We start from the raw sequence: 15,517 nt of genomic DNA, 5'->3' as shown, positions 1-15,517 counted from the left end.
CCCCGGCGCGGGCGGGCCTTCACGCGTCCCCGTACGCCTCCCCGCCGAGCTGGAGCTCCGCCGTGCCCGCCGTCGCGTCCGCGAGCCAGGCGCGGAAGGCCTCGACGTCCGCGTCCGGCAGGCCGATCTCGATCGTCACCGCCTCGCCGTAGTGCACGTCCCGCACCTCGCGCCCCGTGGACCGCAGATCGTTCTGCACCTTGCCCGCGCGCTGGTGGTCCACCGTCACCGTGGCGAGGCGGAAGCGGCGCCGCGTGATCGTGCCGAGCGCGTCCAGGGCCTCGCCGACCGCGCCGCCGTACGCCCGGATCAGGCCGCCCGCGCCGAGTTTCACGCCGCCGAAGTAGCGCGTGACGACCGCGACGACGTACCGCATGTCCCGCCGCGTCAGCATCTGCAGCATCGGCACGCCCGCCGTGCCCCCGGGCTCCCCGTCGTCGCTCGCCTTCTGCACGGACGCGTCGGCGCCGATCACGTACGCCCAGCAGTTGTGGTTGGCGCCCGGGTGCTCCTTGCGGACGCGCGCGACGAACGCCTGGGCCTCCTCCTCCGTCGCCGCCGGCGCGAGCGCGCACAGGAAGCGGGAGCGGTTGACCTCGGTCTCGTGCACGCCCTCGCGGGCCACGGTGCGGTACTCGTCCTGCATCCGGCCAGCCTATGTGCGCACCGCCGACCCCTCCTCCCCCAGGGGGCTCCGCCCCCGGCCCCCCGCTCCTCAATCGCGGAGGGGCTCCCCCCTGTCGTCGTTCGGCTTTCCCGCCGTCGTGGCTCGGGCTTTGCGCAGTTCCCCGCGCCCCTGAAAAGATGCGCAGTTCCCCGCGCCCCTATCCATCAGCCCGTCCGGCGAGGGCTTCGGGAAGGGGCGGGGAGGGGAAAGCAGAAGTGAGCGGGCCGGCGCCGTGCCTCGTCCCGGCGAGCGGTGACGGTGGTCACGTGGGACGCCCGTACGTCCCGAAACCGGCCGAAGCAGCGCCGACCGGCCGATACCCTCGGGGATCATGAGGCTCCTTCACACGTCGGACTGGCACCTGGGGCGGGCGTTCCATCGCGTGAATCTGCTCGACGCCCAGCGGGCGTTCATCGACCATCTCGTCGCCACCGTGCGGGCCGAGCAGGTCGATGCGGTGCTCGTCTCCGGCGATGTGTACGACCGGGCCGTGCCGCCGCTCGCGGCCGTCGAGGTCTTCGACGACGCGCTGCACCGGCTCGCCGAACTCGGTGTGCCGACCGTGATGATCTCCGGGAATCATGATTCCGCCCGGCGGCTCGGCGTCGGGGCCGGGCTGATCGGGCGCGCGGGCATTCACCTGCGGACGGCCCCCGCCGCCTGTGACACGCCCGTGGTCCTGGCCGACGAGCACGGCGACGTCGCCTTCTACGGCCTTCCCTACCTCGAACCCGCCCTGGTCAAGGACGAGTTCAAGGTGAAGAAGGCCGCTCATGAGGCGGTCATCGGGGCCGCCATGGACCGCGTACGCGCCGATCTGGCGGAGCGCCCGCCCGGCACCCGCTCCGTCGTCCTCGCGCACGCCTTCGTCACCGGCGGGGAACCCAGCGACAGCGAACGGGACATCACGGTCGGCGGCGTCGAGTCCGTGCCCGCCACCGTCTTCGACGGCGTCGACTACGCCGCGCTCGGCCACCTCCACGGCTGCCAGACCGTCTCCGAGCGCGTCCGCTACTCCGGCTCCCCGCTCGCGTACTCCTTCTCCGAGCAGCACCACCGCAAGACCATGTGGCTCATCGACCTCGGGCCCGCCGGGGAGATCGCCGCCGGGCGGATCGACTGCCCGGTGCCGCGCCGCCTCGCCCGGATCGAGGGTGAGCTCGAAGTGCTGCTCGCCGAACCGGAGTTGGAGCGGTACGAGGACGCCTGGGTGGAGGCCACCCTCACCGACTCCGTGCGCCCGCAGGAACCCATGGCCCGGCTCTGCGCCCGCTTCCCGCACACCCTCAGCCTCGCCTTCGCCCCGCGCAGGCCCGACGGCGATCCGGTCGTCTCGTACGCGCAGCGGCTCAAGGGCCGCGAGGACCGGGAGATCGCCGAGGACTTCGTCGCCCACGTCCGCGGCGCCGGGCCCGACGAGGCCGAACGGGCCGTGCTGCAGGCCGCGTTCGACGACGTGCGCGTCTCCGACGGCGTCAAGGAGGTCGCTCGGTGAGGCTGCACCACCTCGCGGTCACGGCCTTCGGGCCCTTCGGCGGACGCCAGGAGGTCGACTTCGACGAGCTCGGCAGCGCCGGGCTCTTCCTGCTGCACGGCGCGACCGGCGCGGGCAAGACCTCCGTCCTCGACGCCGTCTGCTTCGCCCTCTACAACGCCGTGCCCGGCGCCCGCCAGACCCCCGGCGGCACCCTGCGCTCCGACCACGCGGCCCCCGCCGTACGCACCGAGGTGTGCCTCGACCTCACCGTCGCCGGACGCCGCATCGAGGTCACCCGGCAGCCGCCCTGGGAGCGCCCGAAGAAGCGCGGCACCGGCACCACCACCGAGAAGGCCAAGGCCTGGCTGCGCGAGTACGACGCGGAGTCCGGCAGCTGGAAGGACCTCAGCCGCTCCCACCAGGAGATCGGCCACGAGATCGAGTCGCTGCTCGGCATGAGCCGCGAGCAGTTCTGCCAGGTCGTCCTGTTGCCGCAGGGCGACTTCGCGCGGTTCCTGCGCGCCGACGCCGAGGCGCGCGGCAAGCTCCTCGGACGGCTCTTCGACACCCGCCGCTTCGCCGCCGTCGAGACCCATCTCGCCGAGCGGCGCCGCACCGCCCAGGCCCAGGTCAGCGCGGGCGACGACCGGCTCCTCGCCGTCGCCCACCGCATCCAGCAGGCCGCGGGCGACGCCGCCGAACTCCCGCTCCCCGACATCGCCTCCGGCGAACCCGGCCTCGCCGCCGCCCTGGCTCAGTGGGCGGCCGTCGCCCGCGCCGGTGCCCGCGAGCGCCTCGCCGTCGCCGCCTGCGCCGTCACCGCCGCCGAGTCCGCCCAGGCCAGCGCCCAGACCGCACTCGACGCCGTACGAGAGACCCACCGGCTGCAGGCCCGGTACGCACAGGCGCGGGCGGGGGCCGTACGGCTCGACGAGCGCGCCGGGGAGCAGCGGGCCTGGCAGGAGCGGATGGACCGGGCCCGCAAGGCCGAGGCCGTGACGCCCGCGCTCGCCCTGCGTGCCGAGACCGACGCCGAGCACCAGAGCGCCCGCCGGGCGGAGGCGGGCGCGCGGGCACTGCTTCCCGCCGCGTTCGACGGAGCCTCAGCCTCCGGCCTGACCACCGCCGCCCGCAAGGCACTTGAGGAGCTCGGCGGCCTCGAATCCGCCCGCCGCGCCGAACAGCGGATCGCCGAGCTCACCGAGCGCCGCGCCGAGGCCGACCGGCAGGAACGCGCCGACACGGAGGCCCTGCACGAGGCCGCCGCCTGGCTCGACGGCTGGGAGACGAGCCGCCGCACGCTCCAGGAGCGGATCGAGCACGCCCAGGACGCCGCGACCCGCGCCGAACACCTCGCCGGGCAGCTCGAACCCGCCCGCGAGCGCGCCGCCGCCGCACACCGCCGCGACCGGCTCGACGCCCAGGCGGGCCGGACCAAGGAGCAGGCCCTCGCCGCCCGCGAGGCAGCCGGGGCGGCGCACGAGCACTGGCTGCACCTCAAGGAGCGCCGCCTCCAGGGCATCGCCGCCGAACTCGCGCAGGGCCTCACCCCCGGCGAGCCCTGCGCCGTCTGCGGCGCCACCGACCATCCGGAGCCCGCCCGTACGGTCGAGGGCCACGTCGGACGCCAGGACGAGGAGGCCGCGCTCGCCGCGTACCGGCAGGCCGACGAGCGGCGCGCCGAGGCCGAGCGCGCCCTCGCCGACGTACGCGAGGCCCTCGCCGCGCAGACCGCCGCCGCCGGGGACGCGCCCGCCCGCGAACTCGCCGACGCCGCTGAGGAGTTGACGCGCCACCACGCCGATGCCCGGCAGCTCGCGCTCGGCCTGCACGGCGCCCGCGAGGCACTCGCCCGCGCCGAGGCCGAGCACGAGCGGCGGCTCGCCCAGCGCCAGGAGGCCGCCACCCGCGCCGCGTCCCGCACCTCCCTGCGCGAGTCCCTCGACCGCGAACAGGCCACCCTGGAGGAGGACTTGGCGCAGGCCAGGGGCGGCGCCGCGAGCGTCGCCCAGCGCGCCGCCCAACTGGAACGGCAGGCGGCCCTGCTCACCGACGCGGCCGACGCCGTACGCGCCGCCGAGGACGCCGCCCGCCGCCTCAAGGACGCCGACGCCCGCCTCGCCGACGCCGCCTACCGCGCCGGTTTCGCCACCCCGCAGGACGCCGCCGACGCCGCCCTCGACGACGCCGCGTACCGCGAACTCCAGCACCGCATCGACGCCCGCCGGCAGGAGGAGGCCGCCGTACGCGCGGTCCTCGCCGAGCCCGAGACGGCCGCCGCCGACCGGCTCCCGCCCGCTGACCCCGCCGCAGCCCAGGTCACGGCGGAGGCGGCCGACCGCCGGCTGCGCACCGCCGTCACGACACGCGCCGCCGCAGACCACCGCTGCGCCGAACTCGACCGCCTCTCCCGCCAGTCGGCCACCGAGACACGCCAACTGGGGCCGCTGCGCACCGTGTTCGACCGCGTCGCCCGGCTCGCGGGCCTCACGGCGGGCACGTCGGCGGAGAACGAACGCAAGATGCGCCTGGAGTCGTACGTCCTGGCCGCCCGGCTCGAACAGGTCGCCGCCGCCGCGACGGCCCGCCTGCAGCGCATGTCGTCCGGCCGCTACACCCTCGTCCACTCCGACGACCGCGCGGGCCGCGGCCGCTCCGGGCTCGGCCTGCACGTCGTGGACGCCTGGACCGGCAGCGAACGCGACACCGCGACGCTCTCCGGCGGCGAGACCTTCTTCGCCTCCCTGGCCCTCGCCCTCGGCCTCGCCGACGTCGTCACCGAGGAGGCGGGCGGCGTACGCCTCGACACCCTCTTCATCGACGAGGGCTTCGGCAGCCTCGACGACGAGACGCTCGACGAGGTCCTCGACGTCCTGGACTCCCTCCGCGAACGCGACCGCACCGTCGGCATCGTCAGCCACGTCGCCGACCTGCGCCGCCGCGTCCACGCCCAGCTGGAGGTCGTGAAGGGGCGGGCGGGGTCGCGGGTGCGGGTGCGGGGCGTGGGTGGGTAACGGGGGGACTGCGCCGCGCGGGCGGTGGCTCGCGGGGCTCGCCGTGCTGGTGGCCACGCTGCTCCTGGGCCACCGGTGGGTGCCCAACTCCGGTGTGCGGTCGGGGAGTCTGCTCGAGTCGTTCCTGCCGTGGCTCGGGCTCGTGGTCGTCGTGCTGCTCGGCGTCGCGCTCGTGCGCCGGTCCGCCCTGGCCCTGGCCGCCCTGGTGCTGCCGGTGGCGGCCTGGACGTACCTCTTCGGCGGGCTGCTGCTGCCCGAGGCGCAGGCCGGGCCGCGCGATCTGCTCGTCGTGCAGCACAACGTCAGTGACGAGAACGCCGACCCGGCGGGCACCGCACGCGCGCTGGCCGCCGCCGAGCCCGATCTGATCGCCGTGCAGGAGCTGGTGCCCTCGGCGCTGCCCGCGTACGAGAGGACGCTCGCCTCGGACTACCCGTACCACGCGGTCCGGGGCACGGTCGGGCTCTGGTCGCGGCATCCGCTCTCGGGGGCCCGGCTCGTGGACATCAAACCCCGTGGGATCACGGAGAGTTGGCGGCGCGGACTGCGGGCGGTGGTGCGGACTCCGCACGGAGACGTCGCGGTGTACGTCGCCCACCTGCCGTCGGTCCGGGTGGGGGCGGGCGGCCTCGCTTCGGCCCGGCGGGACGAGAGCGCCGAGCTGCTCGGGAAGGTCGTGGCCGCGGAGCGGCGGAGCCGGGTGGTCCTGCTCGGCGACCTCAACGGCACGGTCGAGGACCGGGGGCTTGACCCGCTGACCTCGCGGCTGAACGTCGCGGAGCGCGGCTTGGCGTTCACCTTCCCCGCAGCGTTCCCGGTCGCCCGGATCGACCAGGTGATGGCGCGTGGGGCGATCGTCGCCGACCTCCGCACCCTGCCCCGGACCGGCAGCGACCATCTGCCGGTCGCCGCCCGGATCGCGCTGGGCTGAGTCGCGTCGGGCCGGTCGGCGCTCTCCGCCGCGCGGGGGAGACGACCAGGACCTGCGGAGGATGCCGGGGCCGGTGCGGGCCGCGACGATCAAGGCGTACGACATCACCGCGTCCCTGCCTGGGACCACGTCCAGACCGTTGGATCGGAGTTTCACCGTGCTCAAGACCGCCCTGCGCGCCGCCGCCGTCCTCGCCATCGTCGCCGCGATCGCCGTCCCCATCGCCGCGTCGCCCGCGCCCGGCCCCGAGGCCGAGGCCGCCTCACCCCGGCCGGCCGCGGTAGTGGCGGTGGTGTCCTCCCACATCTGAGCGGCACCGAGGGGGCGGGGCGTTGTCAGTGCGGCCCCGTACCCTCCGGCTGCATGGCTACCCGGAACCTCTGCGCCGTCGCTCCGCACCGTCCCGCCGAGGACATCGGCGTGCTCCCCGAGGGCGGGGCGGACGCCGCGTGTTCGGCGGTCGAGCGGCTCTTCCCCGGGCGGTACGCGCCGGTGGCCGACGGTGAGTTCCGGATCGGGACGTACGGCCCCACGGTCCTGATCGTCGGCGACCCGGCGGCGGAGATCCGCGTCCCGGAGGGGCACGGCACATACGCCTACACGTTCCAGACCGCCGCGCTCGCCGCCTCCTTCGAGGTCCAGACCGAGGTGCTGCGGCGGCTGGTGGCGCTGTCGCCGGAGTCCGTCGACTTCGAGGAGGGTGAGCCGCTGCCGTTCGAGGGGGAGTTCCGGGCCGGTGAGTGTGTCCTCGACTCGGACGGCCTGAGCGTGGCGGCACAGCGGTGGATGTTCGGCCCGCACGCCGACGACCCCGACCCCGCGCACTGGCTGGACCGCACGCAGCTGCATGCGTTCGGCCCGCTCCCGGAGCGCACCGGACCCGCCCCGGCCGCCGGATGGCTCAGACGCCTGCTCGGCAGACGCCTGGATTGAGGCTCAGCGGTTCGTGTCGAGCACCGCGCTGAGCTTGATCGCGAACGTCTCCGGCTGCCCCGGATAGCCGGAGCTCTCGTCCGCGAAGCCGCCGTGGTGACTGGGGAAGACCGTCGCCTTCTGGCCGAGCAGTTCGGCGGCCGCGTGGGTCGTACGGCCGGTCAGGGCGTCGCCGGACTCCTCGGCGACCGCGAGCACGATCCGGGTCGGCGCGGCGGTGAGCGCCTCGGCGTCCGGGCGGTAGCCGCTGACCGCCCAGGAACGGTCGGAGAGCAGCGGGTCCTCGCGCGTGCCGTCGTCCTCGGTGGGCAGGTCGAACGCGCCCGGGTCCGGGTCGGGCTGGGCGAAGTACGCGTCGGTGAACTCGCCCTGCCAGGACGTCCACGCGATGAACGCCGCGAAGCCCGCGCCCCAGCCGTTCTTCTCGTAGGCGTCCCTGACCCCCGCGCGGGCGCGCTCGGCGGCCTCGGCGTCCGGGAGGAGCGCGAGCAGGGGCGGCTCGTGCGCGACGAGCGTCGTGACGTCGCCGGGGTGGGCGGCCACGAGAGCGAGTGCGGTCACCGCGCCGCCGCTGCTCGCGAACATCTCCACCGGACCGGCGCCGAGCTCCCCGATCAGGGCGTGCAGATCACCGGCCTGCACGCCGGGATCGTGGTCCACCCGGCCGTCCTCGCGGCTGCTGCGCCCGAGCCCGCGCGGGTCGTACGTGACGACGGTCCGGTCCGGGAAGTACGAGGCCAGGGCTCTGAAACCGGAGGCCTCCATGGGCTGGCCCACCATGAGCAGCGGCGGACGCCCGTCGGCGGTGGGCAGCGGGCCCTGCGTGTCGTAGGCGAGGCGGGCTCCGGCGTGCCGCAGGTCGTGCGGGGTGGCCGTGGTGGCCGTGGTGGCCGTGGTGGCCGTGGTGGCGGTGATGGCTGTGGTGGCTGTGGTGGCTGTGGTGGCTGTGCCGTTGTCGTTCGTCATGTACGTAGAGACCGCTCGCGCCGCGAGAACTCATCGCATGCCCGGCGGGCCCCAGGCCCCCCAGGCCCCCAGGCCCCCTGGGTCCCCCGGGTCCCAGGCCCCGGGCTCACGTGCCCAGCGGGCGGCGGGGCAGTGGCGAGGAGTAGACGACGCTCGTGGTGACCGAGCCGAGTGCGCCGACCTTGCCCGAGATCTCCTCCAGGTGCCGCATCGAGCGGGCCGAGACCTTGAGGACGAAGCAGTCGTCGCCGGTGACGTGGTGCGCCTCCAGGATCTCCGGCGTCGCCTCGACCAGATCGTGGAACGGCTTGTAGTTGCCGTGCGGATAGCGCAGCCGTACGAACGCCAGGATCGGCAGGCCGAGCCGCTCGGGGTCCACCACGGCCGCGTACCCCTGGATCACCCCGGCCTCCTCCATGCGCCGCACCCGCTCCGTGACGGCGCTGGCCGACATGGCCACGGCGCGGGCCAGCTCCGCGTAGCTGGCGCGGCCCTCGCGCTGGAGGACGTCGAGGATGCGCCGGTCGGTGGCGTCCGGGCTGTAGGGGTACGCAGGGGAGGCGTCCGGGGAATGAGCGGTCATGCGCGAGAAGTAGCAGGGAAATCCCGGGCGGGACAAGGGAGCCGCCGGGGATCGTCTCTTCACCGTGATCTTCGGCGAGCCTAGATTTCTCTCCATGAACACACAGGTCAGCCCCACCCTCGCCGTTTCCGCCGACAACCCCGTGCTGCGGGTGCCGCCCGCCTCCCCGTCGGCGGCCGCCGCCTACTTCGCCGCGTCCCTCGCCTTCCACGCCGACGTCTCCGACGTCGCCGTCGCTCTCGCGGCCGACGGCGACCCGGGCTTCGTGCTCGTCGACACCCGCTCCACCGAGTCCTGGGACCAGGGGCACATCCCCGGCGCCGTCCACCTGCCCACCGCCCACATCGCCGAGCAGGCCGGGCAGATTCTGGACCCGGCGGTGCCCGTCGTCACGTACTGCTGGGGTCCCGGCTGCAACGGCGCGACCCGCGCGGCTCTCGCCTTCGCCCAACTCGGCTACCAGGTCAAGGAGATGCTCGGCGGATTCGAGTACTGGGTGCGGGAGGGATTCCGGTACGAGACCTGGGAAGGCCCTGCCCCGCAGCGTGCTGCCGACCCGCTGACCGCGCCGGTCACGGGGGAGGACTGCGGTTGCTGAGCCGCCCTCAGCACCCCCTCAGCACCCCTCAGCACCCCTCAGCACCCCTTCAGCACCCCCTGAGCCCCCTGAGCCTCGCCGGGCCCGGTGATTTCCGGTGGCGTCCCTCCCGTACCGGAACCATCATCAGCTGTCATGCCTCAACTCCCGCACCCCACGCCCGAACAGCTCCGCCGTGACCCGCTGCCGCTGCGCGGCCGAACCGCCCTCGTCACCGGTGCCAGCCGGCGCGGCGGCATCGGGCACGCCGTGGCCCGCAGGCTTGTCGCGTACGGCGCGAGCGTCTATCTGCATCACCACGTCCCGCACGACGCCGCCATGCCGTGGGGCGCCGACCGGCCCGAGGACGTCGTGGCGTCCGTCCGGGACGCGGCGCCGGATCCGCGGCAGGCCCAAGTCCTGCACGGGCCGGGCGACTTGACCGAGGCGGGCGGGCCGGCACGGCTGCTCGCCGAGGCGGCCGACGCGCTCGGCGGGCGGGTCGACGTGCTTGTCGCCAACCACGCCCTCAGCGGCGACGACGGCCCGCTCGACGCCATCGACCAGGGCATGCTCGACCGGCACTGGGCCGTCGACACCCGCTCCGTGATCCTGCTCGTCCAGGCCTACGCCCGGCTGCGGGCCGAGCTGCCACCGCGCACCCCTGGCGGGCGCGTCGTGATGATGACCTCCGGCCAGGACATGGCGGGCGGCATGCCCGGCGAGGTGGCGTACGCGCTGCAGAAGGGCGCCCTCGCCTCCGCCACCCGCACCCTCGCCAGCACGCTCGCCGACCTCGCGGTGACCGTGAACACCGTCAACCCCGGCCCCGTGGACACGGATTACCTCACCTGCGAGGTGTACGACGCGGTCGCCGCGAGGTTCCCCGGCGGGCGCTGGGGCATGCCCGACGACCCGGCCCGCCTGATCGCCTGGCTCGCCACCGACGAGGCCGAGTGGATCACGGGCAACGTCATCGACTCCGAGGGCGGCTTCCGCAGGTAGGGCCCGGACCGGGGGCGCGACAGGCGTGCCCCCGATCCTCAACTCCCGTCACAGCTTGGACAGTTCGTCCACCAGATCGTCCAGGCCGAGCGAGCCCTGCGACAGCGCCGCCATGTGCCACGCCTTCGCGTCGAAGGCGTCGCCGTGGGCCTTGCGGGCGTTCTCGCGGCCGAGGAGCCAGGCGCGCTCGCCCAGCTTGTAGCCGATGGCCTGGCCCGGCATCGAGAGGTAGCGGATCAGCTCGCTCTCCACGAAGTCCGCGGGCCTGCCGCTGTGCAGACCGAAGAACTCCTGCGCCAGCTCCGGCGTCCAGCGCTCGCCGGGGTGGAACGGCGAGTGCTCCGGGATCTCCAGCTCCAGATGCATGCCGATGTCCACGATCACCCGGGCCGCCCGCATCATCTGCGCGTCCAGGTAGCCGAGCCGGCGCTCCGGGTCGGTGAGGAAGCCCAGCTCGTCCATCAGGCGTTCCGCGTACAGTGCCCAGCCCTCCGCGTTGGCGCTGACCAGGCCGACCGAGGCCTGGTAGCGGGAGAGGTTCTCGCGGACGTGCACCCACTGCGCGAGCTGGAGGTGGTGGCCGGGCACGCCCTCGTGGTACCAGGTCGACACCAGGTCGTACACGGGGAAGCGGGTCTGGCCCATCGTCGGCAGCCACGTGCAGCCGGGGCGGGAGAAGTCCTCCGACGGCGGCGTGTAGTACGGCGCGGCGGCGCTGCCGGGCGGGGCGATCCGGGACTCCACCTTCCGTACGGGCGCGGCCAGTTCGAAGTGGGTGCCGTCCAGGGCGTCCATGGCCTCGTCCATCAGGCCCTGCAGCCAGCGCTGCACCTCGTCCACGCCCTCGATGTGCGCGCCGTGCTCGTCCAGGTGCTTCAGGGCCGCCCACGGAGTGGCCGCGCCGGGCAGCACCTTCTCGGCCTCGACGCGCATCTCGCCGAGGATGCGGTGGTACTCGGACCAGCCGTACGCGTACGCCTCGTCCAGGTCCAGGTCCGTGCCGTTGAAGTAGCGGGACCAGCGGGCGTACCGCTCGCGGCCCACCGTGTCCGCGCTGCCGGTGACCGCGGGCGCGTACACCTCACGCATCCACTCCCGCAGCTCGGCCACCGCGCGGGTCGCGGCGGCGGCCGCGGTGTCGAGCCGCTCGCGCAGGGACTCGGGGCCGGAGGCGGCGAACTGCTCGAACCAGCCCTTGCCGCCGTCCGCCCCGGACCACTCGGCGAGCTGGCCGATGAACGTCTCGGTGGCGCGCGGACCGCCGTGCAGCTTGCGGTCCAGGCCGAGGGCGAGGCTCTCGCGGTAGCCGTCGAGGGCGGTGGGCACCGCGGCGAGGCGCTCCGCGACGGCCGCCCAGTCCTCCTCGGAGTCGACCGGGGTGACCGTGAAGACCTGCCGCACCGAGTGCACCGGCGAGCTGAGATTGCTGACCGCGCGCAGATGTTCGTCGGAGTCGTGCACGGCCAGCTCCGCCGTGAGGCGTTCCCTCAGGAGCCGGGCGCAGCGCCGCTCCACGTCGCTGTCGCCGCCCGGGGCGCGTTCGGCCTCCGCGAGCCGGTCGAGGGTGGTGCGGGCGAGGTCCGCGAGCGCCTGCGCGCCCGCGGGGGAGAGGTCGGGCAGCGCGTTCGAGCACTCCCGCACCCCGAGGAAGGTGCCGGTGATGGGGTCGAGGGCGATGAGGGCGTCGACATACGCGTCGGCGACCTGGCGGGGCAGTGGGGTGCGCGTCGTGTCTGGCATGCGCACATCCTCGTACGGCGGGCCGGTTCGCGTCAGTCGATTCTGCTCTGGGCGTGCCCGGTCTGCTGTCGGCTATTTTTCCGTGACGCCGCCAGGTTCGTCGGGTAGGGAGCCGGTTTTCGTTCCGGGTGCTCCGGGTGCTCCGGGTGCTCCGGGTGCTCCGGGTGCTCCGGGTGTTCCTGTCGCTCCTGGCGTTCCGGTCGTTCCCTGCGCTCCGGACGTTCCGGGGGCCGCGGGCGGCAGGAGGGGCCCGCAGTCCCAGCGCTGGAAGATCAGCCGGGTCTCGACGCGGGCCACCTCGCGCCGGGACGTGAACTCGTCGAGGACGAGCCGCTGCAGGTCGGCGGTGTCGGCGACGGCGACATGCACCAAGTAGTCGTCGGGACCCGCCAGATGGAACAGCGCGAGGGCATCGGGCAGACCCCGGATCCGCTCCACGAACGGCCCGACGATCTCCCTGCGGTGCGGTCGCAGCTGCACGGAGAGCAGCGCCTGCAGGCCCCGCCCGAGGCGCGCCGGGTCGAGCCGCAGCTGGTGTCCGAGGATCACGCCCGCGCGCCGCAGCCGCGCCACCCGGTCCAGGCACGTGGAGGCGGCCACTCCGACCTGGGCGGCGAGGTCGCGGTACGTGGTCCGTGCGTCGTTCTGCAGCAGTCGCAGAATGTCCAGGTCCACCGGGTCCAGTACGACGGAATCAACCATCGGCCGAACGTAGCACGGGACTCTCACCCACGACCCCGGCCAGTGTTCAGGCTCTGCCCATGGACTCCACCAGGGACACAGACGCCAGGGACACCGACGGCAGGGGCACAGACGCCAGGGACTCGCACGCCGCACACCCCGCCTTCGCGCGGCGGGCCCTGACCACCGAGGCCGTGCACGCCGGGCGCGAGGACCTCGCCGGACTCGGCCTGCACGCCCCGCCCCTCGACCTGTCCACCACGTACCCCTCGTACGACAGCCGCGCGGAGGCCGAGCGCATCGACACGTTCGCCGCGACCGGGGAGCTCGACGAGGGCCCGCCCGTGTACGCGCGGCTCGGCAACCCCACCGTCGGGCGGTTCGAGACCGGGCTCGCGCGCCTGGAAGGGGCCGAGAGCGCCGTCGCGTTCGCCAGCGGCATGGCCGCCCTGACGGCGGTGCTGATGGTGCGCATCGCGGCCGGGCTGCGGCACGTGGTGGCCGTACGGCCGCTCTACGGCTGCAGCGACCACCTGCTGACGGCCGGACTGCTCGGCTCCGAGGTGACCTGGGTCGACCCGGCCGGGATCGCCGAGGCCATCCGGCCCGACACCGGCCTCGTCCTGGTCGAGTCGCCCGCCAATCCGACGCTCGCCGAGCTGGACCTGCGGGCCGTGGCGCACGCCTGCGGGACCGTGCCGCTGCTCGTCGACAACACCTTCGCCACGCCCGTCCTGCAGCGGCCCGTGGAGAGCGGTGCCCGGCTCGTGCTGCACAGCGCCACCAAGTACCTCGGCGGACACGGCGACGTGCTCGGCGGGGTCGTGGCCTGCGACGAGGAGTTCGCGCGCTCGCTGCGCCAGGTGCGCTTCGCCACCGGCGGGGTGCTGCACCCGCTCGCCGGGTACCTCCTGCACCGCGGCCTCGCCACCCTGCCCGTACGCGTGCGCGCCGCCTCCGCGACCGCCGCCGAGCTGGCTCAGCGCCTCGCCGCCGACCCGCGGGTGAGCCGGGTGCACTACCCGCGGATCGGCGGCGCGATGGTGTCCTTCGAGGTGACCGGCGAGGCGCACGAGGTGATCGCCGGGGTGCGGCTGATCACCCCGGCGGTCAGCCTCGGCAGCGTCGACACCCTGATCCAGCATCCGGCGTCCATCAGCCATCGGGTGGTGGCCGAGGGGGATCGCCGGGCGGCGGGGGTCGGGGAGAAGTTGCTGCGGATGTCGGTGGGCCTTGAGGATGTCGAGGATCTCTGGGCGGACCTTGATGGGGCGCTGGGGGGCGCGGGGGCGGCCCGGGTCGGTGCGGCTCGGGGGACGGCTGCGGGCTGAAGAATCAGCCCCTCCGGCGTTTGAGGAGCGGGGTCTGGGGCGGAGCCCCGGTTACGACGAAGCCGCACCTTTTTCCGCGCCGACCGGAGCCGCCTGCAGACGCGCCGTCACCACCAACGTCCCCTCCTCGATCTGGTAATCAAGGGGAAGCCCGAGCCCGCGCATCGCGGCGACCATCGCCGTGTTGGACGACTGCGTGACCGCGTAGACGCTCTCGCAGCCCGCCTCGAACGCCAACCCGGCCAGTCGGCCGAGGAGTTCGGAGCCGATGCCGCGGCGCTGCCAGTCGTCCTCAACGAGCAGCGCCACCTCGGTCTCGTCGCCGTCCCACAGCAGGTGGCCGAGCGCGACGAGCCGGCCGGAGGGCGTCTGCACGGTGAGGGTGCGGCCGAAGCGAGGGCTGAGCAGGTGGTTGAGGTAGCGGTCCGCGTCGCCGACGGGGCCGTGGTACCGCATGCTCAGGGTCCGCTTCGAGCAGCGCTCGTGCATCGCCTTGGCGGCCTCCAGGTCGTCGAGGTCGGCGCGGCGCACCGTGATGTCCGGGCCCTCGGGCAGCGTGAGGACGTCCTGGCTGCGCGGCATCCGCGGCCCGAGCCGGGAGTCGAGCTCGACGAGGGCGCGGGCCCGGGCGAACTCGGTGGGCGTGAACGGCAGATACGCCCGCTCCACGGTGAGCACCCCGCCGGACTGGTCGCGCAGCCGCATCAGGGTGCCGTCGAGCACGCCCTCCACGGGGACGTCCGCCGTCTCCGTCGTCCTCGACGGCGATTCGGCCGGGATCGAGCGGATGGTGCAGCGGCCCAGCAACTGCCGCAGGGAGAGCGGGAGTTCGGCCGCGTCGAGGGCGGTGCGGGTGGCGAGGTTCAGCATCCGGGTCGGCGCGTCGACCAGGTCGTGGGCGTCGGCGCGCTCGATCCAGGTGCCCGAGCCGCCGGCCGCGGAGACGGCACGCGTCAGCTCGGCGGCGGTGCGCTCGCCGGGGGCACGGAGGAGGAACTCGTCGACGGTGCCCGTGGCCAGCGGGTGCGTCTGCAGGCTGAGGATGTCGACGTGCCGCTCGGCGAGCGCCGTGCACAGCGCGGCGAGCGAGCCCGGCTCGTCCCGGACGGTGGTACGCATCCGCCACAGGCCGGCCGGGGCGGCCTCGGTCTGCTCGGTGGTCCCCGCGGCGGGCGGGGTGCCGGTATCGCCGCCCGTATAGCCGCCCGTATCGCTGCTCGTATCGGGCTTCGGGGGAGCGTGGCCCTGGCGCCGCGCCCACCAGGTGTGCAGGCCGGCCGTGACGAGCAGGGCCACCGCCGAGAAGATCAGGGCGGTGGGTCCCTCGGGGCCGTGCACCACGGTCTTGGCGATGGTGTCGGCCACGGCCACGGCCGTGAACAGGGCGGCGAGTTCGACGACGTCCCGCCGCCAGTGGTGCTGGGCGCGGCGGGCGCGCTTCGCGGAAGTCGGATCAGTCATGTCTGCACTCTGAACCACCGGTGTTGCGTGATCACGAACGCTTTGTGACTGATCGGTTAAGAGGGCTTCTGTCCGATTTGCCGCTGTCTTTCTGCTGTCGCGCCGCTGTCTTCCCGCCGTCTCGCCGCTGTCCTGCCGCGCGGCCGTCCCG

The 15,517-nt window shown here is 74.3% G+C and carries 13 protein-coding genes and 1 pseudogene; 8 read left to right on the top strand and 6 right to left on the bottom strand.

The features are described from left to right. Positions 1–19: 19 nt before the first annotated feature. Positions 20–646, bottom strand: a complete 627-nt coding sequence (locus RCO28_RS28970) for a YigZ family protein (RefSeq protein WP_308944244.1) — start codon at positions 644–646, stop codon at positions 20–22. Positions 647–998: 352 nt separating this feature from the next. Here RCO28_RS28970 and RCO28_RS28965 point away from each other — a divergent pair, with 352 nt between their 5' ends. The 5 genes from RCO28_RS28965 to RCO28_RS28945 all read left to right on the top strand — a co-directional run bounded on the left by RCO28_RS28965 (position 999) and on the right by RCO28_RS28945 (position 7,022). Beyond that, positions 999–2,162, top strand: a complete 1,164-nt coding sequence (locus RCO28_RS28965) for an exonuclease SbcCD subunit D (protein ID WP_308944243.1) — start codon at positions 999–1,001, stop codon at positions 2,160–2,162. Further along, positions 2,159–5,158 (top strand): SMC family ATPase, encoded by a 3,000-nt coding sequence (locus RCO28_RS28960; RefSeq protein WP_308944242.1) that lies wholly within the window; start codon positions 2,159–2,161, stop codon positions 5,156–5,158. Before RCO28_RS28965 ends, RCO28_RS28960 begins: the two co-directional genes overlap by 4 nt. Continuing rightward, on the top strand, positions 5,151–6,089 hold the full coding sequence (locus RCO28_RS28955) for an endonuclease/exonuclease/phosphatase family protein (protein WP_308944241.1): 939 nt from the start codon (positions 5,151–5,153) through the stop codon (positions 6,087–6,089). Before RCO28_RS28960 ends, RCO28_RS28955 begins: the two co-directional genes overlap by 8 nt. Positions 6,090–6,162: 73 nt before the next feature. Next, the gene (locus tag RCO28_RS28950; RefSeq protein ID WP_308944240.1) at positions 6,163–6,399 is read left to right on the top strand and encodes a hypothetical protein; all 237 of its coding nucleotides are present in this window, start codon (positions 6,163–6,165) and stop codon (positions 6,397–6,399) included. A gap of 53 nt (positions 6,400–6,452) precedes the next feature. Continuing rightward, positions 6,453–7,022: a DUF6928 family protein gene (locus RCO28_RS28945; protein WP_308944239.1), complete on the top strand. Its 570-nt coding sequence runs from the start codon at positions 6,453–6,455 to the stop codon at positions 7,020–7,022. Between the two features lie 3 nt (positions 7,023–7,025). On the opposite strand, the gene RCO28_RS28940 is transcribed toward RCO28_RS28945, so the two are convergent. After that, a complete protein-coding gene (locus RCO28_RS28940) occupies positions 7,026–7,988 on the bottom strand; it encodes an alpha/beta hydrolase (protein WP_308944238.1) in 963 nt (320 codons plus the stop codon). 106 nt (positions 7,989–8,094) lie between these two features. After that, positions 8,095–8,571 (bottom strand): Lrp/AsnC family transcriptional regulator, encoded by a 477-nt coding sequence (locus tag RCO28_RS28935; protein WP_308944237.1) that lies wholly within the window; start codon positions 8,569–8,571, stop codon positions 8,095–8,097. Positions 8,572–8,665: 94 nt separating this feature from the next. Here RCO28_RS28935 and RCO28_RS28930 point away from each other — a divergent pair, with 94 nt between their 5' ends. After that, on the top strand, positions 8,666–9,169 hold the full coding sequence (locus RCO28_RS28930) for a rhodanese-like domain-containing protein (protein WP_308944236.1): 504 nt from the start codon (positions 8,666–8,668) through the stop codon (positions 9,167–9,169). A 135-nt stretch (positions 9,170–9,304) separates the two neighbouring features. After that, positions 9,305–10,153 (top strand): SDR family oxidoreductase, encoded by an 849-nt coding sequence (locus RCO28_RS28925; RefSeq protein ID WP_308944235.1) that lies wholly within the window; start codon positions 9,305–9,307, stop codon positions 10,151–10,153. Between the two features lie 48 nt (positions 10,154–10,201). Here the strand turns inward: RCO28_RS28925 and RCO28_RS28920 are convergent, their stop codons facing one another. Next, the gene (locus RCO28_RS28920) at positions 10,202–11,893 is read right to left on the bottom strand and encodes a DUF885 domain-containing protein (protein WP_308944234.1); all 1,692 of its coding nucleotides are present in this window, start codon (positions 11,891–11,893) and stop codon (positions 10,202–10,204) included. 213 nt (positions 11,894–12,106) lie between these two features. Then, positions 12,107–12,595: pseudogene (locus RCO28_RS28915) on the bottom strand (Lrp/AsnC family transcriptional regulator); the annotation flags it as partial. 59 nt (positions 12,596–12,654) lie between these two features. On the opposite strand from RCO28_RS28915, the gene RCO28_RS28910 reads away from it, so the two are divergent. Beyond that, on the top strand, positions 12,655–13,905 hold the full coding sequence (locus RCO28_RS28910) for a PLP-dependent transferase (RefSeq protein ID WP_308944233.1): 1,251 nt from the start codon (positions 12,655–12,657) through the stop codon (positions 13,903–13,905). 51 nt (positions 13,906–13,956) lie between these two features. Here RCO28_RS28910 and RCO28_RS28905 read toward each other — a convergent pair whose 3' ends face one another. Then, positions 13,957–15,366, bottom strand: a complete 1,410-nt coding sequence (locus RCO28_RS28905; RefSeq protein ID WP_308944232.1) for a GNAT family N-acetyltransferase — start codon at positions 15,364–15,366, stop codon at positions 13,957–13,959. Positions 15,367–15,517: the final 151 nt, after the last annotated feature.

Origin of the sequence: Streptomyces sp. LHD-70, assembly GCF_031157275.1 — a bacterium.
Classification (GTDB): Bacteria; Actinomycetota; Actinomycetes; order Streptomycetales; family Streptomycetaceae; genus Streptomyces.
The sequence above is the reverse complement of the archived record's forward strand: the minus strand, read 5'-3'. Positions and strand labels throughout refer to the sequence as shown.